We start from the raw sequence: 25,652 nt of genomic DNA on the forward strand, positions 1-25,652 counted from the left end.
GGGGCCTAGTCTGTACCCATGTCGGAACCGCTCGCAGGCAAGACCGTTGCCCTCACCGCCGAGCGGCGTGCAGACGAATTGGCCACCATGCTCGAACGCCGCGGCGCGAACATCGTTCACGCCGCGGCGATTCACGTTCTACCCCTGATCGACGACTCGGAGCTGAAGTCGGCTACCGAAGGCATTGTCGATCGTCCCCCGAAGATCGTGGTGATCAGCACCGGTATCGGCTTCCGTGGCTGGCTCGACGCGGCGGCCGAATGGGGTGTGCGTGACGACCTCCTGGCAGCGCTCGGGCACACGCGAATCATTGCGCGTGGCCCCAAAGCGCGTGGTGCGATCCGGGGTGCCGGGCTGCGTGATGAATGGTCGCCCGCCACCGAAGCATCGCAGGAAGTCGCCGATCATCTTGCTGCCCAGGGCATTTCCGGTACCGACATTGCCGTGCAACTGCACGGTGTCATCACCGAATGGGAACCGACGATTCACCTGAGCGATGCTCTGAGCGAACTCGGCGCGCATGTCAGACCGATCCCGGTGTACCGCTGGATCCGCCCCGTCGATCAGGCCCCGCTCCTCGACTTGTTGGTACAGATCATCGAGCATCGAGTGGACGCAGTGACGTTCACGAGCGCTCCCGCCGTCGCCTCCCTGCTGTCGACGGCCAAGGACAACGGCACGCTCGACGCCTTCCTCGCCGCACTTCGAGGCCCCGTCGCCGCGATCTGCGTGGGGCCGGTGACGTCGGCACCGTTGGATGCGTTGGGCGTTCCGACGTCGATGCCGGGCCGTGCGCGTCTCGGTTCCCTGGCCAAGTTCGTCGTCGAGCAGCTGGGTTAACCCAGAGTCTCGAGCAACTCCGTCACCGCTGCTCGCCCGGCCCGGTTCGCCCCGATCGTGCTCGCGGACGGGCCGTACCCCAGCAGGTGGACGCGATGGTTCGCGGCGACCCGGGTGGTCAGCCTGCCGTCCATGACGATTCCGCCGCCGTGCCCGCGCAGTCGCAGCGGGGCAAGGTGATCGAGGGCGCTGCGGAATCCGGTGGCCCACAGGATCACGTCGGCGTGCTGGGTCGAACCGTCCTCCCAGACAACGGAATCGGCGGTGATCGAGGAGAACATCGGCTTGCGTTCGAGAGCGCCACGTTCGCGGGCGGCAGCCAGCGACGGGGTGAGCAACAGGCCGGTCACCGAGACGACCGAGCCCGGCGGCAGGCCCGCACGCACCCGCTCCTCGACCATGGCGACGGCTTTGCGTCCGGCGTCGTGGTCGAACTGGCTGTCCCGGAACACCGGTGGTCGACGCGTCACCCATGTTGTTGTGGTGACCTGCGAGATCTCGTCGAGTAGCTGCACGGCCGAGATTCCGCCGCCGACCACGACGACGTGTTTGCCGACGAACTCGTCCGCGGTTCGGTAGTCCTTGGTGTGCAGTTGTCTACCGGTGAAGGTCTCGGCTCCGTCGTAGTGCGGAACGAATGGCTTCTCCCACGTTCCGGTCGCATTGATGAGGCCCTCGGCCATGACGACCGTGTCCCCGGCCTCGACCCGAAAGAGTGGTTCGCGGTCGCACACGACCGTCACCGTGACGGGGCGTCGGACATTCAGTTCGAACCGTTTCTCGTACGCGCGGTAGTAGCGGGGAACCGCGTCGGCTGCCGCGATGGATTCGGGTGGCTCGTCTCCCAGCGTGTCGGCGAACGGCATCCCGGGCAGATCGTGCACTCCGTTGACGGTGCTGAGCGTCAGCGACGGCCACCGGAACTGCCAGGCACCGCCAGGTCCGGGGGAGCGGTCGAGCATGACGAAGCCCGCACCTGCGGCAAGTCCGGCCCGCCTGAGGTGGTAGCCGGCCGAGAGCCCGGCCTGGCCGGCACCGATGACAGCAACCCGAGTGTCGATCACGAGTATCAGTAGATCAGGCCCCGCCCTGTGACCGCCGCTACCAGCCGGTAACCTGCTCGGCGTGATCGGACACACTCGTGACGGCGATGTCGTCATCCTGGAATTGCAGCGACCGGACAAGCGCAATGCGCTGAGCACGGATCTCTGTGTCGCGCTACGACGCGAAGTCGAGCAGGCGGATGCCGACGGCGCGCGGGTCGTGGTGATCACCGGGCAGGGCAGTAGCTTCTGCGCCGGTGCCGACCTGACCGGAGATGCGTTTCCCGACGCGTTCGGCGAGACGCTGGAAGGCATGCTCACCGCCATCGAGCGAGTGTCCGTTCCCGTCGTGGCGGCGATCAACGGGCCTGCCGTCGGAGCGGGGACGCAACTTGCCATTGCCTGCGACCTGCGGGTGGTCGCACCCGAGGCATTCTTCGAGATTCCCTCCACGCGTCTCGGAATCGCAGTGAGCAACTGGACGATCAAGCGGCTGGCGGCATTGGCCGGCGGCGGCGTGGCGCGCACGATCCTGCTCGGCGGCGAACGGGTGCACGCCGATCAGGCGTATACATGCGGTCTGGCCAACAAGCTCGGCGATCGCGATGTTGCCGTGCAGTGGGCGCACTCGATCACTGCCCTTGCCCCCTTGGCGCTGCGACACCTCAAACTGGTGTTCAACGACGACGGCGCGCACGACGATCCGACGCCCGCACAGCGCGCGGCATTCGAGGCCGCGTGGAGCAGTGCGGACATGAAGGAAGCGCGCCGCGCGAGAGCCGAGAAGCGCGCACCGAAATTCGTGGGCAAGTGATCAACGGAGCGCCCGATGCGGGCGACACGGCCTGGTTGCTGGCGAGCACCGCGCTGGTTTTGCTGATGACGCCGGGCTTGGCCTTCTTCTACGGCGGCATGGTGCGCTCGAAGAGCGTGCTGAACATGATGATGATGAGCCTGTCGGCCATCGCCGTCGTATGGCTGCTGTGGTTGGTGTTCGGGTTCTCGATGGTGTTCGGCGACAACGTGATCGGCGGCTGGATCGGAAACCCGTTGCAGTACGCCGGTTTCGAGGGTTTGCTCGGCGGCGTGTACACCTCGGCGGCGGGCACGGTGTCGATTCCGTTGGTGGGGACCGTTCCGGCGTTGGTGTTCGCAGCGTTCCAGGCAGGATTTGCCATGGTGACGGTCGCGCTGATCTCCGGTGCCGTCGCAGACCGGATGCGTTTCGTGCCGTGGGTGCTGTTCGCGGCCCTGTGGTCCACGCTGGTGTATTTCCCTGTGGCGCACTGGGTTTTCTCGCTCGACGGGCTCACCAGTGAGTTCGGCGGGTGGATCACCAACAGGCTCGGCGCGATCGACTTCGCCGGTGGCACGGCCGTGGAGATCAACGCGGGTGTGGCCGGGCTGGTGCTGGCCCTCGTGGTCGGCAAGCGGAGCGGGTGGCCGCGAGATCCCATGCGTCCGCACAATCTTCCGGCCGTCATGCTCGGAGCCGGACTGCTCTGGTTCGGCTGGTTCGGTTTCAACGCGGGCTCGTCGTTGGCGGCCGACGGCGTCGCCGCAGTGGCGCTGGTGAACACGATGGGCGCGGGCGCGCTGTCGATGGCGGCGTGGCTCGTCGTCGAGAAATGGAGGGATGGGCACGCGACGTCGTTCGGCGCGGCGTCCGGAGTGGTGGCCGGACTCGTCGCGATCACGCCGTCGTGTACTGCCGTCACACCGATCGGTGCAGCCGCGATCGGCATCGTCTCGGGTGCGTTGTGCGCGTTGGCGATCGGCCTCAAATATCGCTTCGGCTACGACGATTCACTCGACGTCGTCGGTGTGCATCTCGTCGGCGGTGTCGTCGGAACGCTGATGATCGGACTCGTCGCCAGTGCGCAGATGCCGGCGGGCAAGGACGGTTTGTTGTACGGCGGCGGTCTGCATCAACTCTGGGTGCAAGCCATCGCCGTCGTGGCGGTGTTCGCGTACACGGCAGTCGTCACCACCGCTATCGCGTTCGCAATCAAGGCCGTCATGGGCGTGCGCGCCGACGCGCAGCACGAGGCCGACGGCCTGGACGAGCACGAGCACGCCGAGTCCGCCTACGACTTCGGAGTGGGCCACGGAGGCAGCAACAAGCCTGGTCTTTTCGGTAAGTAGGGGCAAACCCTGCGCGTCCTTTACGAACCGATCGGTCGCTGAAAGTCGTTCTGTCCCTTTCGCGTTGATGCGATCGATCGTTGTTCGGTTCGACCCCTCTCGTTCATCTTCGGTTCGCTCTTCACGCTCGTTGTGCCCATAGCTTTTCGCTGCTCGGTATCGAGAGATGGACACGACGAAAGACTGAGGAACATGAAGCTGACTCGATTCGCGGCAACGTCCGCATTGGTCATTGCAGCGATGACGACCGCCATGGGCACCGCCTATGCGGATCCGGCCCCGGCTCCCGCCGCTGCCGTCGGGTGGAACGTCACCCAGGCCGGCAACCAGGTCCTCGTCGACACGACGGCCGGCACCCTGAGCAACGAAGACAACCACCTGGTCGTCCGTGACGCCAACGGCGCACTCGTCGACTCCGTACCGCTCGCCATCGCCGCCGACGGATTCTCGCACCCCGTCGCTGCCGACATCGACGGCAACCACGCCACTCTGACCGCGGATGTCTCGCCTGCCGCGGCAACCCCGGTCTCCACCTCCCTCCCCGGCCTGCAGCAGGTCGACCTGCCCGCCGCAGTCGCAGGCGTCAAAGACAACCTCAGCCTCACCGCCTCCGTCGGTGGATTCCTCGGTGCTGCAACCGGAATCGTCGGCGGGTGCATCCTCGGAATCATCACCGGAGTCGTCGTGACCGCACCGGTTGCAACTCTTCTCGGAGCAGGCCCCATCGGCGGCTGCGTCATCGGCGCAATCGCCCTCGGTGCCATCGGATCGCTCGCCGGCACCTCCGCCGGTGGCCTCGGCGCAGTCATCGGTAACGCCGGACAGTTCATCCAGCTGCTCAACGCTCCCCCCGCAGTCAAGAAGTAGTTCCCGACGGTAGAACTGTGGCCCGCATCGGATATCCGGTGCGGGCCACAGTCGTCGAAAGGTCTAGCGAGCCAGGGCGAGATCCCCCACGTGAGCTCGCCGAGCTGCCGTCACGAGTTCGACGATGGCGTCCGCCACCTCGTGTGCTCGTTCGAGAATCACCATGTGTCCGGCCTGCGCGATCCGTACCAAACGTGCGTCGGGCAGGTGGGCGGCGAGGGTTTCCGAGTGTCGCATCGGCGTCATCAGGTCGTCCGAACCGCACAGCACCAGGGTGGGAATCGAGGCCAGCGCGGCCAGACCGGCCACTTCGTCGAGTCCACGGAACGCGCCGAGGAAGCCGGCCATCGTCACGATGGACGTGTCGCCGAGCATGGCCGTCGCCAGAGTGACCACCCGCGGGCTGACTTTGTGGGAGCCGCATCCCGCCGTCCTGACGATGGGCGCGCACACCCCGCGACTGAGCCTCTTGGCACCCGACATCAGTCGAGGGGCCCGTCGAACAGCTGCCTGAAACGCCGACACGGCCGGATGCGCGAGGCAACTACCGAGCCCGTCATCGGTGATCCCGCCCGCGGATGTCGCGATCAACCCGACCCCGACCAGGCGCGATCCGACGGCATCCGGGTACTGACGCGCGTAGGAGAGCGCCGTCATGCCGCCCATCGAGTGGCCGATCAGAACGAACGGACCGACCGGGACGACGGCGCGAATCACGTCGGCCAGGTCCTCGCCGAGCTGATCGATGGTGCAGCTGTCGGGCGATGCGGCACCGGATTCGCCGTGGCCGCGGTGGTCGTACAGAACGATTCGCGTGTTCTCGCCCCAGACATCCTCGACGTGGGTGCGCAGCTCGGTCCAGGACTGCATCCGCAGGCAGTGCCCATGGGCGAACACCACGGTCAGAGCCGCATCGGACCGTCCGAACTCGCGCACTGCGAGCGTGGTGCCGTCCCCTGCGGCGACGGTGCTCCGGCGACCGACCAGGTGGTTCTGCTCACTGGTACTCATGTGCGCTCCGCGGTGTCAGGGTCACGTGACGCGACGTGGATGTTGTCCGGTACGTCGCTCGGACGACACGCCGTGTTACCTGAGTCACATTCTTCTCGATTGTGGTAGCCGATCCGACCAAGCCGAACGGTCGGCTGCCTCGAAGTACTGGTGAGCGTTCAGGTGAGGGCGCGCGTTGCCAAGAAGGAGATCGGCCGTGAGCACTTCCATGGACACGCTCGAAGACGTCGTACCGCGGGCCGTCGCGGGTGACCGCGCCGCACTCGAACGCGTACTGGTGTTGATCCAGCCTCCGATTCGCCGCTACTGCGCCTCTCGGATCGGCAATCTCGATGTCGCGGCCGACGACGTGGTGCAGGACGTCTGCCTCGCTCTGGTCACCGCGATTCCCAAGTACCGCGACATGGGCAAACCGTTCATGGCATTCGTCTACGGAATCGCTGCTCACAAACTGGCCGATGCCGGCCGACGATCGGCTCTGCGGCAGACGTTCTCGACGGCCGAGCTGCCCGAGGAGGTGTCGGGTGAAGACGGTCCCGAGCAGGTCGCGCTCGGCGACGAACTCCGCTCCCATGCGCAGGCCCTGATGAACACCTTGCCCCCGAAGTACAGCAAGATCATCCTGATGCGAGTGGTGTGGGGCCTGACCGCACCGCAGACCGGCGAAGCTCTGGGAATGACGGCCGGTGCAGTGCGCATCGCCCAGCACCGGGCGATGAACATGCTGCGCGCCGAACTGTCGAACTTCTCGCTACTGGCGGCCCGCACAGCTGCCTGACACCGCCCGGTGGAGGGGTGTCCGAGACGTATGTCCGAATCGCCGGATTGAGTAACACCAGCTACATCGGCTCAAGACACGTCGGCAACGTGGCGGTTCTAGGTTACTGAGCCATGACCGCCGTACAGCCAGCGCCGACAGACACCGCGCTGAAAGAGACGCTCGAGGACTACACGCTGCGCTTCGCGCCGCGTAGCTACCGTAAGTGGGGGACCGGTGTTGTCGCGACGTCCGCGCTCGGCGGCATCGCGTATCTCGCGGATTTCGCCATCGGTGCCAATATCGGAATCTCGTACGGAACCGGCAATGCACTGTGGGGCATTCTGGTGTTCGCTGTCGTCATCTTCCTGACCGGCCTTCCGCTTGCCTACTATGCGGCCCGTTACAACATCGACCTCGACTTGATCACGCGTGGAAGCGGTTTCGGCTACTACGGATCGGTCGTCACCAACGTCATCTTCGCGACGTTCACGTTCATCTTCTTCGCGCTCGAAGGTTCGATCATGGCGCAGGGACTCGAACTGGGGCTGAGCATCCCGTTGCCCATCGGGTACGCGGTCTCGACCATCATGGTCATCCCGCTGGTCATCTACGGCATGAAAGCCCTTGCCAAACTTCAGGTCTGGACCACCCCGCTGTGGCTCGTCCTGATGGTACTGCCGTTCGTGTACCTGGTGATCAGCAATCCCGACTCGGTCGGGGAGTTCTTCGCCTACGGCGGTCAGGACGGGGCCGACGGCAAGGGCGTCAACATCGGATCGGTGATGCTCGCGGCCGGAGTCTGTCTCTCGCTCATCGCGCAGATCGCCGAACAGATCGACTACCTGCGCTTCATGCCGCCCAAGACTCCCGAGAACTCCCGACGCTGGTGGGCCGCAGTGCTTCTCGCCGGCCCCGGCTGGGTCATCTTCGGTGCCCTCAAGCAGGTCGTCGGCCTCTTCCTCGCCGTGTACCTGATCGCCAACGTCGTCGACGGATCCAGCATCGCCAACGAGCCGGTGCACCAATTCCTGGAGATCTACGAGAACTTCATGCCGGGTTGGCTCGCCATGACCCTCGCGGTGATCCTGGTCGTCATCAGCCAGATCAAGATCAACGTGACCAACGCCTATTCCGGATCGCTGGCGTGGACCAACTCGTACACTCGCCTCACCAAGACGTATCCGGGCCGCATGGTGTTCGTGCTGTTCAACCTGGCCATCGCGCTGATCCTGATGGAAGCCAACATGTTCGACTTCCTCAACAGCATCCTCGGCTTCTACGCCAACTGCGGTATCGCGTGGATCGCGGTGGTGGCCTCGGACATCGTGTTCAACAAGTACATCCTGAAGCTCTCGCCCAAGGTGCCCGAGTTCCGACGCGGCATGCTCTACAACATCAATCCGGTGGGCTTCGGATCGATGGCGGTGTCGGCGATACTGTCGATTCTGGTGTTCTTCGGCGCATTCGGATCTGCGATCAAACCGTATTCGCCCATCGTGGCTCTCGTTCTCGCACTGGTGCTTCCGCCCATCCTGGCGGTGGCGACCAAGGGCAAGTACTACCTGCGACGCACCGATGACGGCATCGATCTGCCGATGTTCGACGAGCACGGCAACCCGTCCGACGAGCTCGTGATGTGCCACGTCAGCGGCATGGAATTCGAGCGACCCGACATGATCGCGTCCAACGTGCCGGGGCCCAACGGAGAAAAGCAGTACATCAGTTCGCTGTCACTGAGCACCGACAAGACGGGGGAGCACATTCTCCCGCCTCAGTGACCCAGCATGTGAGTGGAACTTCGTAGCAGGCTACGAAGTTCCACTCACATGGGGCGAAGCCGCTCAGATGGTGCGCGTCAACCGATCGGCGAGCAACTTGGAGAATTTCGCCGGATCCTTCAGCTCGGTTCCCTCGGCGAGAAGTGCCGTCGCATAGAGCAATTCGGCGGTCTCGGCGAGGTGCGGATCGTCGCTGCGATCCTCGCGGGCCTTCTTCAGTCCCGTCACCAGGTCGTGGTTCGGGTTGAGTTCGAGGATGCGCTTGGAGGTCGGCACGAACTGGCCCGAGGCCTTGTACATCTTCTCGAGCTGCGGGGAGAAGCTGAACTCGTCGCCGACGACGCAGGCCGGTGACGTCGTCAGGCGCGTCGACAGACGCACCTCCTTGACGTCCTCGCCGAGGGTGTCGGTCAGCCAGGTGAGCAGGTCGGCGAATTCCTTGTCCTGCTCCTCCCGCTTGGCCTCGGACTCCTTCTTCTCCTCTTCGGTGTCGAGGTCCACCTCGCCCTTGGCGATGGACTGGAACGACTTTCCGTCGAAGTCGGTGACGTTGCCGACCCACACCTCGTCGACCGAATCGGTGAGCAGCAGCACCTCGAGCCCGCGAGCCCTGAACGCCTCCATGTGCGGCGAGCTCTCGATCTGCTGACGCGATTCGCCCGTCATGTAGTAGATCTGCTGCTGGCCGTCCTTCATCCGGTCCACGTACTCGGCGAGGGTCGTCAGACCCTCTTCGGAGTGGGTGGACGCGAACGACGAGATGCCCAACAGGGTTTCGCGGTTGTCGGAGTCGGAGATCAAGCCCTCCTTGAGGACCGTGCCGAACTGCGACCACAGCGTCTTGTACTTGTCGGGCTGCTCGCTCTGCAGCTCCTTGACCGTGGAGAGCACCTTCTTGGTCAGGCGACGACGGATCGCGCGGATCTGCCGGTCCTGCTGCAGGATCTCGCGAGAAACGTTGAGCGAGAGGTCCGCTGCGTCGACGACACCCTTGACGAAGCGCAGGTACTCGGGCAGCAGTTCCTGCGAGTCGTCCATGATGAACACGCGCTTGACGTACAGGTGTACGCCGGCCTTGCTCTCGCGCATGAACAGGTCGAACGGTGCCTGCGACGGAATGAACAGCAGCGCTTGGTATTCGAAGGTGCCCTCGGCCTTGAACGGGATGACCTCGAGCGGCTCGTCCCAGGCATGGCTGACGTGCTTGTAGAACTCCTTGTATTCCTCCTCGGACACTTCGTCCTTGGAGCGAGTCCACAGCGCCTTCTGCGAGTTGATCGTCTCGGTCTCGATGGTGACCGTGTCCTCGCCGCCCTCCTCTTCGCTCTTGACGCGCTTCTCGACGTCGATGCGAATGGGCCAGGCGATGAAGTCGGAGTACTTCTTGACCAATTCCTTGATCTTGCGCTCGGACGCGTAGTCGTGGAGGTGGTCTTCCTCGTCGGCGGGCTTGAGAGCGAGCGTGACCGAGGAACCCTGCGGGGCGTCGTCGACGTCGGTGATCTCGTAGGTGCCCTCGCCGGTGGATTCCCACTTGGTGGCAGTGCTCTCGCCTGCCTTGCGGGTGAGCAGCGTGACCTTCTCGGCCACCATGAACGTCGAGTAGAAGCCGATGCCGAACTGGCCGATCAGCTCCTCGGAAGCCGCTGCGTCCTTGGCTTCCTTGAGCTTCTTGCGGACCTCGGCGGTGCCGGACTTGGCGAGTGTGCCGATGAGGTCGATGACCTCCGAGCGCGACATGCCGATGCCGTTGTCCCGGATGGTGAGGGTACGAGCGGAGGAGTCGATGTCGATCTCGATGTGCAGATCCGAGACGTCGACGTCCAGATCCTTGTTGCGGTACGACTCCAGGCGCAGCTTGTCCAGCGCGTCCGAGGAGTTCGAGATCAGTTCACGGAGAAAGCTGTCCTTGTTGGAGTAGATGGAGTGCACCATCAGATCCAGGAGCTGACGCGTCTCCGCCTGGAATTCGAGCTGTTCGGTACTCAATGTCTCCCCTTCTAGCAGCAAAACCGACGCGAATATTCTACGGCAAGGCTACGGGTGAGCTGCGAAGACGTCGGCGCCGCCTACTGTGGTGCCCGTGACGAAGACGAAGTTGGCAGCAGGAGCAACCGCAGCGTTGGGCGGGGCATGGTTGGCGCGTGCGCTGTGGGGTCTTCCGTCGGCCATCGGTGCCAGGAGAGTGCACATCACTCCCTACGCGGCCGGGTCGCCGCGATACCGCGATCGCCGGTTCCACAACTCCGACCCCAGTTCGAGTTACGTCCCGGGTCGCGGCGAGAAGGGGCAGAAGAACATGCTCGTCTCGCTGTTCACCGAGCGAGGTAAGGGCAGGCCGCAGCGGCCGATCCCACTGGCACCGCCGATCGCGCCGGTGGACGCGGGCGAGCTGGCGGTCACCTGGTACGGACATTCGAGTGTGCTCGTCGAGGTCGACGGATATCGCATTCTCGCCGATCCGGTCTGGAGCAAGCGCGTGTCCCCGTCCTCGGTGGTGGGGCCGGCACGGCTGCATCCGACCCCGGTCGCCCTGACCGATCTGCCGCGGGTCGACGCCATCGTGATCTCCCACGATCACTACGACCATCTCGACAAGGCGACCGTGCAGAAGCTGGCGAGCACACAGTCGGCCCCGTTCGTGGTGCCGCTGGGAATCGGCGCGCACCTGCGCAAGTGGCGGGTGCCCGAGGAACGCATCATCGAGCTGGACTGGGACGAGCAGACGAACATCGGCGGCCTCACCGTCACCTGCACCGAAGCTCGACACTTCTCGGGCCGCGGTCTGACCCGGGACTCGACGCAGTGGGCGTCCTGGGCCTTCGCCGGTCCGATTCGTCGGGTCTTCTTCGGCGGCGACACCGGCTACACACCGAAGTTCGCCGAGATCGGCAGCAAGTACGGACCCTTCGACCTGACGCTTCTTCCGGTCGGGGCCTACGACGTGCGCTGGCCGGACATTCACATGAATCCCGAGGAGGCTGTCACGGCGCACGTCGATCTGACGCCGTCCGGAATCTTCGTGCCGATCCACTGGGCGACGTTCAACCTGGCGTTCCATCCGTGGTCCGAACCGATCGTGCGGCTGCACGCCGCCGCTCAGGACGTGGGAGTGCAGGTTGCGGTACCGATGCCGGGTCAACGCATCGACGGTACGAGGGCCGTGCACGACGATCGCTGGTGGACCCGTCTGGGCTGAGGCCGCACTAGGCTGCACTCATGTCTATCGACGCCGATGCACAGCGGGACACCGGGCTGACCGAGGCGGAGGTCGCCGCACTGCGGGCCGAGGGGAAATCGAACGACGTTCCCGCTCGCGCTTCACGTTCGGTTCGCGACATCGTCCGGGGCAATGTGTTCACCCGAATCAACGCAATTCTCGGGGTGCTGCTGATCATCGTGCTCTCGACCGGTTCGGTGATCGACGGCATGTTCGGGCTGTTGATCGTCGCGAACAGTGGCATCGGAATCATTCAGGAGATCCGCGCGAAGCGCACGCTGGATCGGCTGGCCATCGTCGGTCAGAACAAGCCGCAGGTAAGACGTGACGGTGTCTCGCAACAGATTCCGCCCGACGAGGTCGTCCTCGGTGACATCGTCGAACTCGGACCGGGTGATCAGATCGTCGTCGACGGCGAGGTCATCGAGACGGCAAGCCTGGAGATCGACGAGTCGCTGCTCACCGGTGAGGCCGATACGGTGCACAAACTCGAAGCAGCGCAGGTACTTTCGGGCAGCTTCGTCGTCTCGGGCAGTGGGGCCTACCGGGCAACGAAGGTCGGACGCGACGCCTATGCTGCCAAGCTCGCCGAAGAGGCCAGCAAGTTCACCCTGGTCAAGTCCGAGCTGCGCAGCGGTATCGACAAGATCCTGAAATTCATCACCTACCTGATGGTTCCGGCCGGGGCGCTGATCATCTACAACCAATTGTTCTCCAGCGGGCAGGCTTTGAAGCCGGCCCTGAACGGCATGGTCGCGGCCCTGGTCCCGATGGTCCCCGAGGGTCTCGTACTGATGACGTCCATCGCGTTCGCGGTGGGTGTCATCAGGCTCGGGCAACGGCAGTGCCTGGTGCAGGAATTGCCTGCGATCGAGGGGCTCGCGCGCGTCGACGTGGTGTGCGCCGACAAGACCGGCACCCTCACCGAGAACGGCATGCGGCTCTCGGAATTGGTGTTGATCGACGAGCACGACTCCGACTCGGTGACAAAAGTATTGGCGTCTCTGGCGCACGACGACCCGCGTCCCAATGCCAGTGTGCAGGCCGTAGCCGAGGCGTACCCCGACGCGCCGGGGTGGACGCAGAGCGCGGTAGCTCCGTTCTCCTCGGCCAAGAAGTGGAGCGGTCTGTCGTACGGCGAGCACGGTAACTGGCTGCTCGGTGCCCCGGACGTGTTGCTCGACCCGACCTCGGAGACCGCGCGACAGGCCGAAGATGCCGGCTCCAAGGGGCTCCGGGTATTGCTGCTCGCCAGCAGCGACCTCGCCGTCGACGACACCGCGGCGCCGGGAGTCGTCACCCCGCGGGCTCTGGTGATTCTCGAGCAGAAGGTGCGCGAGGACGCCCGAGACACGTTGGAGTACTTCGCAAGTCAGCACGTTCAGGTCAAGGTCATTTCCGGGGACAACGCCGTGTCCGTCGGCGCGGTCGCCGGCTCGCTCGGACTTCCCGGTGGCGACGCCCCGATCGACGCACGTGACCTGCCCGAGGATTCCGAGCAACTGGCCGACTCCGTGCAGAACTCGACGACGTTCGGCCGCGTTCGGCCGGACCAGAAGCGTGCGATGGTGGGCGCGTTGCAGTCTCGAGGTCATACCGTTGCAATGACCGGTGACGGCGTCAACGACGTGCTCGCACTGAAGGACGCCGATATCGGTGTCTCGATGGGCTCGGGTAGTGCGGCCACGCGTGCCGTCGCGCAGATCGTGTTGTTGGACAACAAGTTCGCCACGCTGCCCTACGTGGTGGGGGAGGGGCGACGCGTCATCGGCAACATCGAGCGCGTGTCCAACCTGTTCCTGACCAAGACCGTGTACTCGGTGTTGCTGGCGTTTCTCATCGGGCTCTCGGGAGTGCTGTCGCAGGTCTTCCATTTCGAGCCGATCCCGTATCCCTTCCTGCCGAGGCACGTGACCATCGCCGCGTGGTTCACCATCGGCATTCCGGCGTTCGTGCTCTCGCTGGCCCCGAACAACGAACGGGCACGCAGCGGGTTCGTCTCGCGGGTGATGCGGTTGGCCGTTCCGTCCGGGTTGATCGTCGGCTCGTGCACGTTCGTGTCGTATCTGCTGGCCTACGCGGGTCCGAACGCCACCGAGACACAGGTGACCCAGGCGAGCACCACCGCACTGATCACGTTGATCATGATCGCGTTGTGGGTCCTGGCCGTCGTCGCGCGGCCGTACACCTGGTGGAAGGTGGTGCTGCTCGCGGGATCCGTCGGCGGATACCTTTTGTTGTTCGCAATCCCGTTCTGCCGCACCTTCTTCAAGCTCGATCCCTCGAACGTCGGTGCCACCACGAGCGCGTTGATCATCGGCGCTGTCGGTATCGCACTCGTCGAGATTGCCCACCGATTCGGATCGGTACTGCGTAATCGAACGACTCTGCGTAACGGACAGAACGAAACGTAGACTGGGGGCGTTCCGTTTCACCCGACTGGCAGGAGAGTTTCATGGGCTTCGCAGACAATTTGAAGGGCATGGTCGACAAGGGCAAGAACCTTGCGGCAGAGAACGCGGACAAGATCGACGACGTCGTGGAGAAGGCCGGGGACTTCATCGACAACAAGACCGGCGGTAAGTACGCGGACAAGATCGACAAGGCGCAGGAAGCCGCCAAGAAGGCAATTCCGGACAAGTAGGTCGATTCGGACCGTCCACCCGGTGTTCGGGTCGTCGGTGGTGCCGTAGGGCGCTGCGGGCGGCAGAATCGGGCGGGTGGACGGACCGGTACTTCTTCTCGTAGTCATCTTCGCGATCGCGGTCGCGGGATTCGCCAAGCGTCTGGACCTGCAGGTCCCGCTCGTTCTGGTGACCGTCGGATCCATCGCATCGTTCGTGCCCGGCGTGCCGCACATCAGTCTCTCGCCCCAGCTCATCCTCGGTGTCGTGCTGCCGCCGTTGCTGTACTCCGCGGCGCTGAACTACTCCTTCGTCAGCTTTCGCCGCAACATCGGCCAGATCCTGCGCCTCGGTCTGGTGATGGTGATCGTGACGACCGTGGCCGTCGGGTACTTCGCCAACCTGCTCGTTCCCGAGCTGACTCTGGGTGCGGCCCTCGTGCTCGGTGCCGTCGTGGCCCCACCCGACGCGGTCTCTGCGATCGCCGTCGGCCGCAAGCTCGGCCTGCCCGCGAGAATGATGGCCATCCTCACCGGGGAGAGCCTGGTGAACGACGCGGCTGCGTTGACCCTGTTCACCTTGACCGTTGCGTCGGTGACGGGCAGTCGCATCGAACTCGGCTCACCGGTCCTGTTCTTTCTGTACGAGATCGTCGGCGGCGTGCTGGTCGGATTCGTCCTCTCGCGCATCGTTCGTTTCGTGCGAAACCGGATCGCCGATTCGGCGCTCGAGACTGTGCTCGGACTCGTCCTACCGTTCGCGGCCTATCTGGCAGCGGAAGAGATTCACGCGTCCGGCGTGTTGGCCGTCGTCACCGCGGGGTTCGTGCTGGGCCGCGTCACGGCCGACGTGTCGGTCTCGACCCGGGTGCAGGAGCGTCAGGTGTGGCCCACGTTGGACCTGCTGCTGGAAGCATTCGTGTTCGCGTACATGGGTTTACAGCTGAAGTTCGTCATTTCCGAGGTGCAGCGCGAGGGTCTTCCGGTGCATCACATTTTCGGGTACGCGCTGCTGGTGCTGCTCGTGGTCATCGTCGTTCGTCCGGCCTGGATCTTCTTCAACTCGGGGAGAAACCTGCTCTTTCGCACGGTGTTTCGCCGCGAGGGGGTGGCCGACGGCCTGACGTGGCAGCAGAACCTGGTGCTGTCGTGGGCCGGGATGCGCGGGGTGGTGACTCTCGCCGCAGCCGCGGGTGTTCCGTTCACCACCGTGCTCGGCGACGAATTTCCTGGGCGGGCGGTGATTCAAGCCGTCGCGTTCGTCGTCGCAGTCGGAACGTTGCTGCTGCAGGGCCTGACGCTCCCGCTGCTGATTCGACGATTGGACGTCGCCGATCCACTCGAGCAGCAACGCAACGACAACCAACGATTGCTCTCGCAGGCCATCGCCCGCACGGCTGCCGAGACGTACCTCGAGCGTGCCGCGAAGGACGGTATCGCCGGCGTCGACAGTGATCGGGTAGCCGAGGTGATCGCGCGCGTGCGACGGTCGGTGCGGGCCCGGATGGACGCGGACGAGACCGAGGACCGCGAGAAGCGAATCGCGGCGGCCGGCGCGCTGTTCGACACCCTGCGGCACAATGTCCTGGTCGCGCAGCGGGCCGCACTGATCGCCGCCCGCGACTCGGGGGAGTTGGACGACGAAGCCCTACGCGCAGTGTTGAATGGTCTGGACGTGGAAGAGATCGCGGCCGAGGCACGCATCGAACGACGCACGACGTAGACGACGAACACAGTGGGAGCGCTGAGACAGTGAGGTCGACCGGACTGGTGGCCGCCGCGGCACTCGTGTTCGCCCTCGCCGCGTGCGGCTCGCCTGCCGTGCCTCCTGCCGTTCCGGCCTCCACGTCGAATCCGGCACCCGAGGGCTCCGACCGCGGGTCGATCGTGTCTTCGATGCCGCTCGGTCAGGTCGACATCGGTGTCGCCTTCCTGGGTGGATCCGCCACGAAGATCGTCTACCGCACCACCGACGGCGTCAGCGGAGGCGGAGCCGAGACATCGGCAACGGTGTTCGTACCCAAGGGTTCTGCGCCTGCCGGTGGCTGGCCGATCGTCTCGGTCGGGCACGGCACCACCGGTGTCACCGACGAGTGTGCGCCCTCGCTGTATCCGAACCTGTTGGGCACCATCGGCCTGGTGACGCCGTTCCTCGAGCGCGGCACCGTCGTGGTGGTGACGGATTACCAGGGTCTGGGGACTCCGGGAGATCCGGCGTATCTGAACATCGATGCTGCGGCCTACGACGTCATCGATGCGGTGCGCGCCGCGCGTACAGTGGTGCCCGACGTCGGAACCCGATGGGGTGCCATCGGCACTTCTCAAGGGGGACAAGCGGTCTGGGCCGCTGCGGAGCGTAATGCGGAGTACGGCGACGGTTTGGAACTGGTCGGAGTCGCCGCGCTGTCGCCTGCAGCCGATCTGACGCGGTACTTCGCAGCCGACACCGAACAGACCCTGTCCCGTCAGTTGCTGGTGCCGTTTCTCTACGAGGGTCTGCACGTCACGGATCCGAGCGTCGAGCGCTCCGACTACATCCGCGGCACCTTCGCCGACAACGTGACCGCGCTGACGGCGTGCAGCGATCTGCTCGGTTTCTCCAAGGCCGACGCGGGTGCCGTCATCGATCCGGCCGATGCTGTCCCGGCCGATGACCGGGCCGCAAATCGTATGACGGACTGGCTCCGATCGGTGGCGCTGCCGACGTCCCGCACCGATGTTCCGCTGTTCGTTCTGGTCGGCGAGCGCGACGACCTGATCGATCCGCAGTGGACCCGCGACGCCGTGGCGAAAGCCTGCGGACTCGGCGACGACGTGGAACTGCGTTCGGAACCCGAGCAGGGGCACGCGGATCTGGCCGCCAACGCCATCGGCGTCGACTGGCTCGTCGAGCGCTTCTTGAACGTTCCGACCACCGGGACCTGCGCACGATGACCGCGGCACTGGCGTGGATGGCGGTGATCGTGGCGGCGATCGTCACCGCCATCGCGCTGATCAGCCTGCGTGGCCGACGCGATCTGACCACCCCGGAGGAGCGCGCGGTTCATGCCACCCTGCATACCGCGTCGTTGGCGGCGAAGCCGCTGCGGAACGGTCTCGATGCCCGCTCGGCTGCCGCCGCTGCTCCCCATCTCAGGGTCCTGACCGGGGCGGATGCATTGGGTATCTGCGATCCGAGTGCGTCGCTGCTGGCCTGGGACGGGCCGTGGCCGGAGTTGACGCCGGCGTTCGTGGAGGCGGCCAGACGCGCCGTCGACGGGCAGCGGCGAGTGCTGGTGCGGCTTCCGCTCGGCTCGATTCACGAGGTCAAAGCACTGGTGGTGCAGCCGTTGATCGACGAGGATTCGCCGGTGGTGGGGGTGCTCGGTGCCGCGGTGGTGGCCGAACCAGGCCCGGGCATGCTCGGGGCCATCGCCGAGGTCGCGCGCTACGCGTTCGGTCAGATCGAACTCGCCGAACTCGACGCATCGCGGGCGCGGTTGGACCGAGCCGAGGTGCGTGCACTCCGGGCCCAGATCAGCCCGCATTTCATCTACAACGCGCTGGGCACCATCGCGTCGTTCGTCCGTACCGACCCGGATCGGGCACGGGAACTGGTGCTCGAATTCGCCGATTTCACCCGGTACTCCTTCCGCAACGCTGGGGAATTCACCGTGCTCGCCGACGAGCTACGCAACATCGATCGGTACCTGACGCTCGAACGGGCCCGGTTCGGCGATTCGCTGCAGGTCACCCTGCAGGTGGCTCCCGAGGTGCTCGGGGTGGCCCTGCCGTTTCTGGCACTGCAGCCGCTGGTGGAGAACGCCGTCCGGCACGGGTTGTCGGGCAAGGCCGACGGCGGTCGCGTCACGATCATCGCGGCCGACGAGGGCACCGACGCCGTGATCAGCATCGAGGACGACGGAGTGGGAATGGACCCCGAGGTACTGCGATCGGGCAGCCTGCACACCGAGGATGCGGCCCACGTCGGACTGGCGAACGTGGACGATCGGCTGCGGGCGGCCTTCGGAAACGACTACGGTCTCGTCGTGGACACCGCACCGGGAGCAGGCACGAAAGTGAGCATGCGGGTGCCCAAGTTCAGGCCGGGTGTGCGGGCATGACGCATCCAGCGAACTCCGGTTCGGCGCGCGGGCTGGTCGTGCTGGCGGTCGACGACGAGCGGCCTGCCCTGGACGAGCTGGCTTTCCTGCTGCGCGAGCAGGAGGCCGTGGCCGAGGTGTACACCGCGCAGGACGCGACCACCGCCCTGCGCCAACTCAAGCAGACCTCCGGTCAATCCGTGGTCGATGCAGTGTTCCTCGACATCAACATGCCCGGCCTCGACGGCCTCGAGCTCGCCGGAATCCTGTCGGCGTTCGCTCGGCCACCTGCGGTCGTGTTCGTCACCGCGCACGACGATCGAGCACTGGCTGCCTTCGATCTGGGCGCGGTGGACTACCTCCTCAAACCGTTGCGCGACGACCGCTTGGCCGAGGCCGTCCGACGGGTTCTGCTCGCCCGTCGTCGGCCCGCCGAGTCGGCCGAATCGGCTGCCGACGAGGTCATCCCGGTCGAGCTCGGTGGAACCACCACGCTGGTACATCGGTCGTCGGTGGCGTGGGTGGAGGCCGACGGTGACTACGCGCGGCTGCATACCGCCACCGGTTCGCACCTGGTGCGCATTCCCATCTCGGCTCTCGAAAGTCGTTGGGCCGATGCCGGTTTCCTGCGAGTGCATCGTTCGTATCTGGTGTCGCTTCCCTTGGTCACCGGAATCAGAAGCGTCGGTTCGGGCTTGGTGGTGTGTCTGCGCGCCACCGGCGCGCTGCCGGCCTGCGAGCTACCGGTGAGCCGGCGGCACACCAGAGAACTCAAGGACCGGCTCGTGCGCGGTCCGCTGCAGTCGTGGTCGTCGCGGTGACGAGAGGTGCGCGGTGAGTCAGCCGCACCGGGAGCGGGTGGTGCTCTCGCAGCGCCGCGGCGCGCGCCTGGTGCGCACCCGCGTCGAGGTGCAGGAGCAAACCGAGGTGGGCGACGCGCTGGTGCGAAGCCTGGTGCGTGCGCAACTCCTGCTGTCGCTGCGCCTGGCAGTGATGACGTTGTCGATCCTGTTCGCGATTCCCCTGCTGGGCATGCTGCTCACCCGTTTCACCGATGTCGCGCCGTTCGGTATCGGGTTGCCGTGGTTGCTGCTGGGGGTGGCCATCTATCCGTTGCTGTTCGGCGTCGGCCGCGCGTACGTGCGCCGCGCCGAGCGTAACGAGGCCGAGTTCGTCGGCCTGGTCGAGGACTAGGCGCCGGTGAACGGATCGATACCCGTCGCGACATTGATTGCGTTGATCGTGGCCGCGCTGGCCACCGTCGGCATCGGTGTCTACGGAGTTCGGTTGGCGCGCACTACCTCCGACTTCCTGGTGGCCTCGCGGACCGTCGGACCGCGGTGGAACGCCGCGGCTATCTCGGGTGAATACCTTTCTGCCGCATCGTTTCTCGGTGTCGCGGGGCTCATCGCCAAGTACGGTGCCGATGCGCTGTGGTATCCCGTCGGCTTCACCGCAGGCTATCTCGGTCTGCTGCTGTTCGTCGCCGCTCCACTGCGCAGGAGCGGCGCGTACACGGTGCCCGACTTCGTCGAATTCCGGCTCGGCGCACCATGGTTGCGCACCGTGGCCATGCTCGTGGTGGTGGTGATCTGCGCGCTGTATCTGGTGCCGCAGTTCCAGGGCGCAGGCCTGACGCTGAACATCCTTCTCGGAGTGCCGGGCTGGGTGGGAGCACTCGCGGTCGGTCTGATCGTCATCGCGAACGTCGTCGGCGGCGGAATGCGCTCGATCACCTTCGTGCAGGCGTTCCAGTACTGGCTCAAGCTCACCGCGATCGCCATCCCCGCACTGGTGCTGACCGTCCACTTCGTCGCCGACGACCGCAGCGTCGGTAGCGCGGCCCCGCCGACCGTCGCCGAGCAGACCCGGGTCGACATCACCACCGACGTGCTCGTGCAGGTCGACTCGCCGATCGTGGTGTCCGTGACAGGAACCCTGGACGAGCAGAGCGTCGATGGACGTGTGACTCTCGATGCAGGCGAACACCGGCTCGGGTCCGGGACATTGCTCACCCTCGACGCTGGCTCGCCGGTTCCGGTGGTCGCCGGCGCACCGACCACCGACCGCGCCTGGGCGATGCCCGGCGGGGGACTGGGCGGTCAGCACCCGCTCTACCAGGTGTATTCGCTGATCCTGGCCACGTTCCTCGGCACCCTCGGGCTGCCGCACGTGCTGGTCCGGTTCTACACCAACCCCGACGGCCGAGCCGCGCGATTGACATCGCTGACCGTGCTGGCGCTGCTCGGCACCTTCTATCTGTTCCCGACGGTCCTCGGAGTGTTCGCCCGGCTCTACGTGCCGCAACTGCTGATCACCGGTGCCTCCGACGCCGCAGTGTTGCTGCTGCCCGGCTCCGTGCTGTCGGGGGTACCCGGCCAGTTGCTGGCCGCACTGGTCGCGGCCGGAGCCATCGCCGCCTTCCTGTCCACGTCGTCCGGCCTGCTGGTCAGCATCGCGGGCGTCCTGAGCACCGACGTGCTCTCGGGCAAGGTCCGAGACTTCCGTGTCGCGGCCGTCCTTGCCGGCGCAGTGCCACTTGCACTGTCGATCGGCGTTGTGTCACTGGATCTCTCGCGTACCGTCGGGCTCGTGTTCGCCGTCGCCGCGTCCACTCTGTGTCCGCTGCTCGTGCTCGGCATCTGGTGGCGCGGACTCACCGCAGCAGGAGCCGCGGCCGGGCTGTTCCTCGGCGGCGGACTCTCCCTCGTCGCCGCGTCGATCTCCGTCGTCACCCCCATCTCCGACGGCGTCCTCGGGGGCTGGGCGGCAGCGATACTCGGCTACCCGGCCGCGGTCAGCGTTCCCGTGGCCTTCGCCGCGATGATCGTCGTTAGCCTCGCTACCCGGCGAACGGTGCCGTCGGACATCTCCCGAATCTTCGCCCGACTGCACCTGCCCGAAGGCCTCGACATGGGCAAAGACCGAGAGCGCGAGCTGTAGAGAGAGGAGGCCGTTCGTCGGGTCTGCGCTACCGCTCGTCGCACACTCTCGCAGCCTGCCGTGTGATCGACGCCACCCCCTGATGTTGTGACCTGACTCTCACTACTGTTCCCAGTCAGCTACAGATCACATCAACTTCAGGAGTCCAAGGTGACCGCACCGGAAACCAATTCGCCACCGGACGCGCAAGCGTTCGTCGACATGCAGGCCAGTCCCGAGTTCCAGGAACTCCGACACCGCCTGCGTAGCTTCGTGTTCCCGATGGCCGGGTTCTTCCTGGTCTGGTACGTCATCTACGTGCTGCTGAGCACCTACGCCGTCGACTTCATGTCGACCAAGGTGTGGGGCAACATCAACGTCGGTCTGCTGCTCGGCCTCGGCCAGTTCGTCACCACGTTCGCCATCACCGGCATCTACGTGCGGTTCGCCAACCGTGAACTCGATCCTCGCGCCGCAGCCCTGCGCGCCGAGATGGAAGCCTCCCAGGGAGCGAAGCCGTGAATGTAGAAGCCGTGAATGTACTTGCCCAGGCCGCCGACACCACCGTCGGCGAACCGCTCGTCAACATCGCCATCTTCGGCGCGTTCGTCCTCATCACGATGGCCGTCGTCATTCGTGCCTCCAAGAAGAACGCGACGTCTGCGGAGTTCTTCACCGCGGGCGGCGGATTCTCCGGACCGCAGAACGGCGTCGCCATTGCCGGTGACTACCTCTCCGCGGCAAGCTTTCTCGGTATCGCCGGTGCCATCGCCGTCTACGGCTACGACGGCTTCCTGTACTCCATCGGGTTCCTCGTCGCCTGGCTCGTCGCGCTCCTGCTTGTCGCCGAATTGCTCAGGAACACCGGCAAATTCACGATGGCGGATGTGCTGAGCTTCCGGCTCAAGCAAGGCCCGGTTCGTACCGCGGCCGCACTGTCGACGCTGACGGTGTCGCTGTTCTACCTGTTGGCTCAGATGGCAGGTGCCGGCGGACTCGTCGCACTGCTGCTCGACATCTCCGACCGCACCGGGCAGTCCATCGTCATTGCCATCGTCGGTGTGCTGATGATCGCGTACGTGCTCATCGGCGGCATGAAGGGCACCACGTGGGTGCAGATCATCAAGGCCGTTCTGCTCATCGCGGGTGCCGCGTTCATGACCGTGCTCGTGCTCGCCAAGTTCGGCCTGAACTTCTCCGAGCTCCTCGGCAGCGCACAGGCAATGGTGTCGAGCTCGGCCGACCCGATCGTCGGCGCTCGCGACGTCATCGAACCCGGTGCCCAGTACGGCGGCAGCGCCACCTCGAAGATCAACTTCCTGTCGCTCGGCATCGCACTCGTCCTCGGCACGGCAGGTCTGCCGCACGTGCTGATGCGCTTCTACACGGTGCCCACCGCCAAGGAAGCTCGTCGCAGTGTCGTGTGGGCCATCGCGCTCATCGGTGCGTTCTACCTGTTCACCCTCGTGCTCGGCTACGGCGCCGCAGCGATCGTCGGACCCGACCGCATCCTGGCCTCCGCAGGCGGCCAGAACTCCGCGGCTCCGCTGCTGGCCTTCGAGCTCGGCGGCGTCATTCTGCTCGGCGTCATCTCTGCGGTCGCCTTCGCGACCATCCTCGCCGTCGTCGCCGGATTGACGATCACCGCGTCGGCGTCGTTCGCTCACGACATCTATGCGAGCGTCATCAAGAAGGGCCAGGTCGACGACAAGAAGCAGGTCAAGGTCTCGCGCATCACGGCCGTCGTCATCGGCATCCTGGCCATCGGCCTCGGCATCCTCGCAAACGGGCAGAACATCGCCTTCCTGGTGGCGCTGGCGTTCGCCGTCGCAGCGGCCGCGAACCTGCCGACCATCCTGTACTCGCTGTTCTGGCGTCGCTTCACCACCACGGGCGCACTGTTCAGCATGTACGGCGGCCTGATCTCGACGATCGTGCTGATCATCTTCTCCCCGGCCGTGTCGGGATCGAAGACGTCGATGATCCCCGGCTCGGACTTCGCGTGGTTCCCGCTGTCCAACCCCGGCATCGTGTCGATCCCGTTGGCATTCATTCTCGGTATCGTCGGAACGCTGATCTCGAAGGACACCGAGAACACCGACAAGCAGGCCGAGATGGAGGTTCGCTCTCTCACCGGCATCGGTGCGGAGAAGGCCAGCGCCCACTGATCCACCTGTAGAACTGTTCGCGAAGTGCCCGTGTGAGCAAGGCCTCACACGGGCATTTTTCGTCCAGCGGTTACCATCCCTGCTGTGGCCAAGCTGAAGGTTTCCCTCGACGTCCCGCTGACCCCCGAGCAGACGTGGGCGCATGCGTCCGATCTGTCCGGCTACGAGCAGTGGCTCTCCATCCACGAAGCGTGGCGCGGTGAGCTGCCCGAGCAGCTGGCCGTCGGCACCACCCTGGACTCCATCGCCAGCGTGAAGGGCATGCGCAACCGCGTCTCGTGGAAGATCGAGTCCTACGACCCGCCCCGGAAGCTCGAGCTCAAGGGCAACGGCAAGGGCGGAGTGAAGATCGGTCTGGACCTGTCGGTGAAGTCCAAGGGCGACGGGTCCGAGATCACGATCGACGTCAATCTGGGCGGTGCCCCGTTGTTCGGACCCATCGGGTCCGGTGTCGCTCGCGCACTCAAGGGCGACATCGAGAACTCGCTGAAGACGTTCGTCAAGATCTACGCCTGACGGTGTAGGAGTGGAGATGCATGCCCGGTAGGCACAGTGCGCCGTCGTCCGCGACGGGCAGCAGAGGGTTCGCCAAGTACGTCGTCGTTGCCGTCGTCCTGCTTCTGATCGTCGCAGGCGGAGTGTTCGTGGCGCAGAAGGTCTTCGGCAGCGACTGCGGTGACACGTCGAACTACACGTTGGCTGCCGACCCCGCCATCGCACCGGTACTGCAGAAGATCGTCGACGACTCCGCGCCCGAGGATCTCGGTTGTGCCGAGGTGACGGTGACGGCGATGGAGTCGGGTCAGGTGTCGGCCGCAGTGGCCAAAGGCGACGACGTTCCCTCGCTCTGGATTCCCGATTCGTCGCTGTGGGTCGGCAAGACAGTGCGATCGACCGCTTCGCTGATCGACCTGGCGAGCCAGTCGGTGGCGAGCACCCCGGCCGTCCTCGCAACCCGCAAGGACGAGGTTCCGTTCTTCGACACGTGGCTCACCGCACTGAAGCTCGAAGGTTTGCGCATCGGTAATCCGTTGGCCAACACCATCTCCGACGCGGCGATCCTCGGGGCGGTGGCCGAGGCGGGTGAGGACGAGAAGGCCCTCGATGCGGTGTCGACGGCGCTCGTGCCGATCGCTCAGGCTCAGGCCGCCACCCGCGGCGAAGCCGATCCCACCACCCGGTTGGACGATCTGGTGGCCGACGGCGGCGTGGCCGTGGTGTCCGAGCAGACCATGTTGCAGTACCGAAACGACACCGGTGCCGAACTCGGTGCGACGGTGCCGCCGACGGGCAGCATCTTTCTGAACTTCCCGCTGGCCGTCACCGAGCCTGCAGGCGAGCGGCACGACAGCGCGAAGTCGGTCGGCAGCGCGCTGGCCGCGGTCATCGAATCCGATCGAGGTCGGGAGATGTTGTCCGAGGCCGGTTTTCGGTCGGAAGACAACGCGCCCCTCGATTCCGATCGTGGTATCGGTGCCGTCGAGAGTCTGGCGATCGGCGACCAGCAGGCTGCCGAATCGGTGCTGCGTCAATATCAGGTGCTGGCGCTCCCGTCGCGAACGCTCGTGATGGAAGACGTGTCCGGCTCGATGAACTACAGCGCCGGGGCGAACACCCGGATCGCGATGACGGTGCAGGCCAGCGAGACCGGGAATCGACTGTTTCCCGACAACGCGTCGATGGGATTGTGGGCCTTCTCCATCGGACTCGGCGGCAGCGATCAGGATTACCGTGAGCTGGCACCGATCCGGCGTATGGACGAGAAGGTCGGCGACACGACCCAGCGTGAAATGCTGCTGCAGCAGACCCGCACCCTTCCGTCCCTGGTCGGTGGTGGAACCGGACTGTACGACACCACGTTGGCCGCGTTCCGCACCGTGCAGCAGGGCTACGACCCCGACGCGGTGAACAGCGTCATCATCCTCACCGACGGTGCCAACGAGGATCCGAACAGCGTCTCGCTCGACGAGCTGTTGGCCACACTGCGCACCGAACAAGACCCGTCTCGTCCGGTCGTCATCGTCACCATCGGTATCACCGACGACGCCGATGCGGGTGTGCTGCAACAAATTTCTGCTGCCACCGGGGGTACCAGCTTCGTGGCGCGAAACCCCGCCGAAATACCGAACGTCTTCGTCAATGCACTGAGAAGCCGTTCCGGTCGCTGACGGGAGCGGCTATGCTGTGCGCCGC

The 25,652-nt window shown here is 65.4% G+C and carries 22 protein-coding genes; 19 read left to right on the top strand and 3 right to left on the bottom strand.

Annotated elements, in window-relative coordinates; all coding sequences use genetic code 11:
• The first annotated feature begins 18 nt into the window (after positions 1 to 18).
• A complete protein-coding gene (locus ASH04_RS13500) occupies positions 19 to 840 on the top strand; it encodes a uroporphyrinogen-III synthase (RefSeq protein ID WP_057473704.1) in 822 nt (273 codons plus the stop codon).
• On the opposite strand, the gene ASH04_RS13505 is transcribed toward ASH04_RS13500, so the two are convergent.
• Positions 837 to 1,910 carry an NAD(P)-binding domain-containing protein gene (locus ASH04_RS13505; protein WP_032371564.1) on the bottom strand — a complete coding sequence of 358 codons (1,074 nt, stop codon included), beginning with the start codon at positions 1,908 to 1,910 and terminating at the stop codon, positions 837 to 839. The two genes, ASH04_RS13500 and ASH04_RS13505, sit on opposite strands and share 4 nt — an antisense overlap.
• A 55-nt stretch (positions 1,911 to 1,965) precedes the next feature.
• Between ASH04_RS13505 and ASH04_RS13510 the strand changes: the two genes are divergently transcribed.
• The 3 genes from ASH04_RS13510 (at position 1,966) to ASH04_RS13520 (ending at position 4,895) form a co-directional block, all read left to right on the top strand.
• Complete coding sequence (locus tag ASH04_RS13510; RefSeq protein ID WP_032371283.1) at positions 1,966 to 2,697, top strand: enoyl-CoA hydratase; 732 nt, start codon at positions 1,966 to 1,968, stop codon at positions 2,695 to 2,697.
• Positions 2,694 to 4,028: an ammonium transporter gene (locus ASH04_RS13515; protein WP_032375364.1), complete on the top strand. Its 1,335-nt coding sequence runs from the start codon at positions 2,694 to 2,696 to the stop codon at positions 4,026 to 4,028. Before ASH04_RS13510 ends, ASH04_RS13515 begins: the two co-directional genes overlap by 4 nt.
• Positions 4,029 to 4,220: 192 nt before the next feature.
• Positions 4,221 to 4,895, top strand: coding sequence for a hypothetical protein (locus ASH04_RS13520; RefSeq protein WP_027495954.1), 675 nt, complete (start codon positions 4,221 to 4,223; stop codon positions 4,893 to 4,895).
• 63 nt (positions 4,896 to 4,958) lie between these two features.
• Here ASH04_RS13520 and ASH04_RS13525 read toward each other — a convergent pair whose 3' ends face one another.
• Positions 4,959 to 5,906, bottom strand: coding sequence for an alpha/beta fold hydrolase (locus ASH04_RS13525; protein WP_057473705.1), 948 nt, complete (start codon positions 5,904 to 5,906; stop codon positions 4,959 to 4,961).
• Between the two features lie 196 nt (positions 5,907 to 6,102).
• Between ASH04_RS13525 and shbA the strand changes: the two genes are divergently transcribed.
• Together shbA and ASH04_RS13535 are read left to right on the top strand one after the other, a co-directional pair.
• Positions 6,103 to 6,684, top strand: coding sequence for an RNA polymerase sigma factor ShbA (gene shbA / locus ASH04_RS13530; RefSeq protein WP_156394538.1), 582 nt, complete (start codon positions 6,103 to 6,105; stop codon positions 6,682 to 6,684).
• 113 nt (positions 6,685 to 6,797) lie between these two features.
• Entirely contained in the window at positions 6,798 to 8,444 is a 1,647-nt protein-coding gene (locus ASH04_RS13535; protein ID WP_057473707.1) for a purine-cytosine permease family protein, read from the top strand.
• A gap of 63 nt (positions 8,445 to 8,507) precedes the next feature.
• Here ASH04_RS13535 and htpG read toward each other — a convergent pair whose 3' ends face one another.
• Positions 8,508 to 10,433, bottom strand: coding sequence for a molecular chaperone HtpG (gene htpG / locus ASH04_RS13540; RefSeq protein WP_057473708.1), 1,926 nt, complete (start codon positions 10,431 to 10,433; stop codon positions 8,508 to 8,510).
• A gap of 94 nt (positions 10,434 to 10,527) precedes the next feature.
• On the opposite strand from htpG, the gene ASH04_RS13545 reads away from it, so the two are divergent.
• From ASH04_RS13545 to ASH04_RS13605, 13 genes are all read left to right on the top strand, one after another.
• Positions 10,528 to 11,643: an MBL fold metallo-hydrolase gene (locus ASH04_RS13545; RefSeq protein ID WP_032388671.1), complete on the top strand. Its 1,116-nt coding sequence runs from the start codon at positions 10,528 to 10,530 to the stop codon at positions 11,641 to 11,643.
• Between the two features lie 20 nt (positions 11,644 to 11,663).
• Positions 11,664 to 14,078 (top strand): HAD-IC family P-type ATPase, encoded by a 2,415-nt coding sequence (locus ASH04_RS13550; protein ID WP_057473709.1) that lies wholly within the window; start codon positions 11,664 to 11,666, stop codon positions 14,076 to 14,078.
• A 41-nt stretch (positions 14,079 to 14,119) separates the two neighbouring features.
• Positions 14,120 to 14,308: an antitoxin gene (locus ASH04_RS13555; protein ID WP_032371276.1), complete on the top strand. Its 189-nt coding sequence runs from the start codon at positions 14,120 to 14,122 to the stop codon at positions 14,306 to 14,308.
• 76 nt (positions 14,309 to 14,384) lie between these two features.
• Positions 14,385 to 16,010, top strand: coding sequence for a Na+/H+ antiporter (locus ASH04_RS13560; RefSeq protein ID WP_057473710.1), 1,626 nt, complete (start codon positions 14,385 to 14,387; stop codon positions 16,008 to 16,010).
• A gap of 29 nt (positions 16,011 to 16,039) precedes the next feature.
• Positions 16,040 to 17,221, top strand: a complete 1,182-nt coding sequence (locus ASH04_RS13565) for an alpha/beta hydrolase family protein (protein ID WP_057473711.1) — start codon at positions 16,040 to 16,042, stop codon at positions 17,219 to 17,221.
• On the top strand, positions 17,218 to 18,390 hold the full coding sequence (locus tag ASH04_RS13570; protein ID WP_032365963.1) for a sensor histidine kinase: 1,173 nt from the start codon (positions 17,218 to 17,220) through the stop codon (positions 18,388 to 18,390). Before ASH04_RS13565 ends, ASH04_RS13570 begins: the two co-directional genes overlap by 4 nt.
• Positions 18,387 to 19,190 carry a LytR/AlgR family response regulator transcription factor gene (locus ASH04_RS13575; protein ID WP_032381697.1) on the top strand — a complete coding sequence of 268 codons (804 nt, stop codon included), beginning with the start codon at positions 18,387 to 18,389 and terminating at the stop codon, positions 19,188 to 19,190. Before ASH04_RS13570 ends, ASH04_RS13575 begins: the two co-directional genes overlap by 4 nt.
• Positions 19,191 to 19,203: 13 nt before the next feature.
• Positions 19,204 to 19,563 (top strand): hypothetical protein, encoded by a 360-nt coding sequence (locus ASH04_RS13580; protein WP_027495968.1) that lies wholly within the window; start codon positions 19,204 to 19,206, stop codon positions 19,561 to 19,563.
• 6 nt (positions 19,564 to 19,569) lie between these two features.
• Positions 19,570 to 21,312, top strand: coding sequence for a sodium/solute symporter (locus ASH04_RS13585; RefSeq protein WP_057473712.1), 1,743 nt, complete (start codon positions 19,570 to 19,572; stop codon positions 21,310 to 21,312).
• A gap of 201 nt (positions 21,313 to 21,513) precedes the next feature.
• Positions 21,514 to 21,813, top strand: coding sequence for a DUF485 domain-containing protein (locus ASH04_RS13590; RefSeq protein WP_063216896.1), 300 nt, complete (start codon positions 21,514 to 21,516; stop codon positions 21,811 to 21,813).
• Between the two features lie 11 nt (positions 21,814 to 21,824).
• Positions 21,825 to 23,459, top strand: a complete 1,635-nt coding sequence (locus ASH04_RS13595; RefSeq protein WP_057473959.1) for a solute symporter family protein — start codon at positions 21,825 to 21,827, stop codon at positions 23,457 to 23,459.
• Positions 23,460 to 23,543: 84 nt separating this feature from the next.
• Positions 23,544 to 23,975 (top strand): type II toxin-antitoxin system Rv0910 family toxin, encoded by a 432-nt coding sequence (locus tag ASH04_RS13600; RefSeq protein WP_027495972.1) that lies wholly within the window; start codon positions 23,544 to 23,546, stop codon positions 23,973 to 23,975.
• 20 nt (positions 23,976 to 23,995) lie between these two features.
• A complete protein-coding gene (locus ASH04_RS13605) occupies positions 23,996 to 25,627 on the top strand; it encodes a substrate-binding domain-containing protein (protein ID WP_057473713.1) in 1,632 nt (543 codons plus the stop codon).
• Positions 25,628 to 25,652: the final 25 nt, after the last annotated feature.

Origin of the sequence: Rhodococcus sp. Leaf233, assembly GCF_001426165.1 — a bacterium.
GTDB lineage: Bacteria > Actinomycetota > Actinomycetes > Mycobacteriales > Mycobacteriaceae > Rhodococcoides > Rhodococcoides fascians.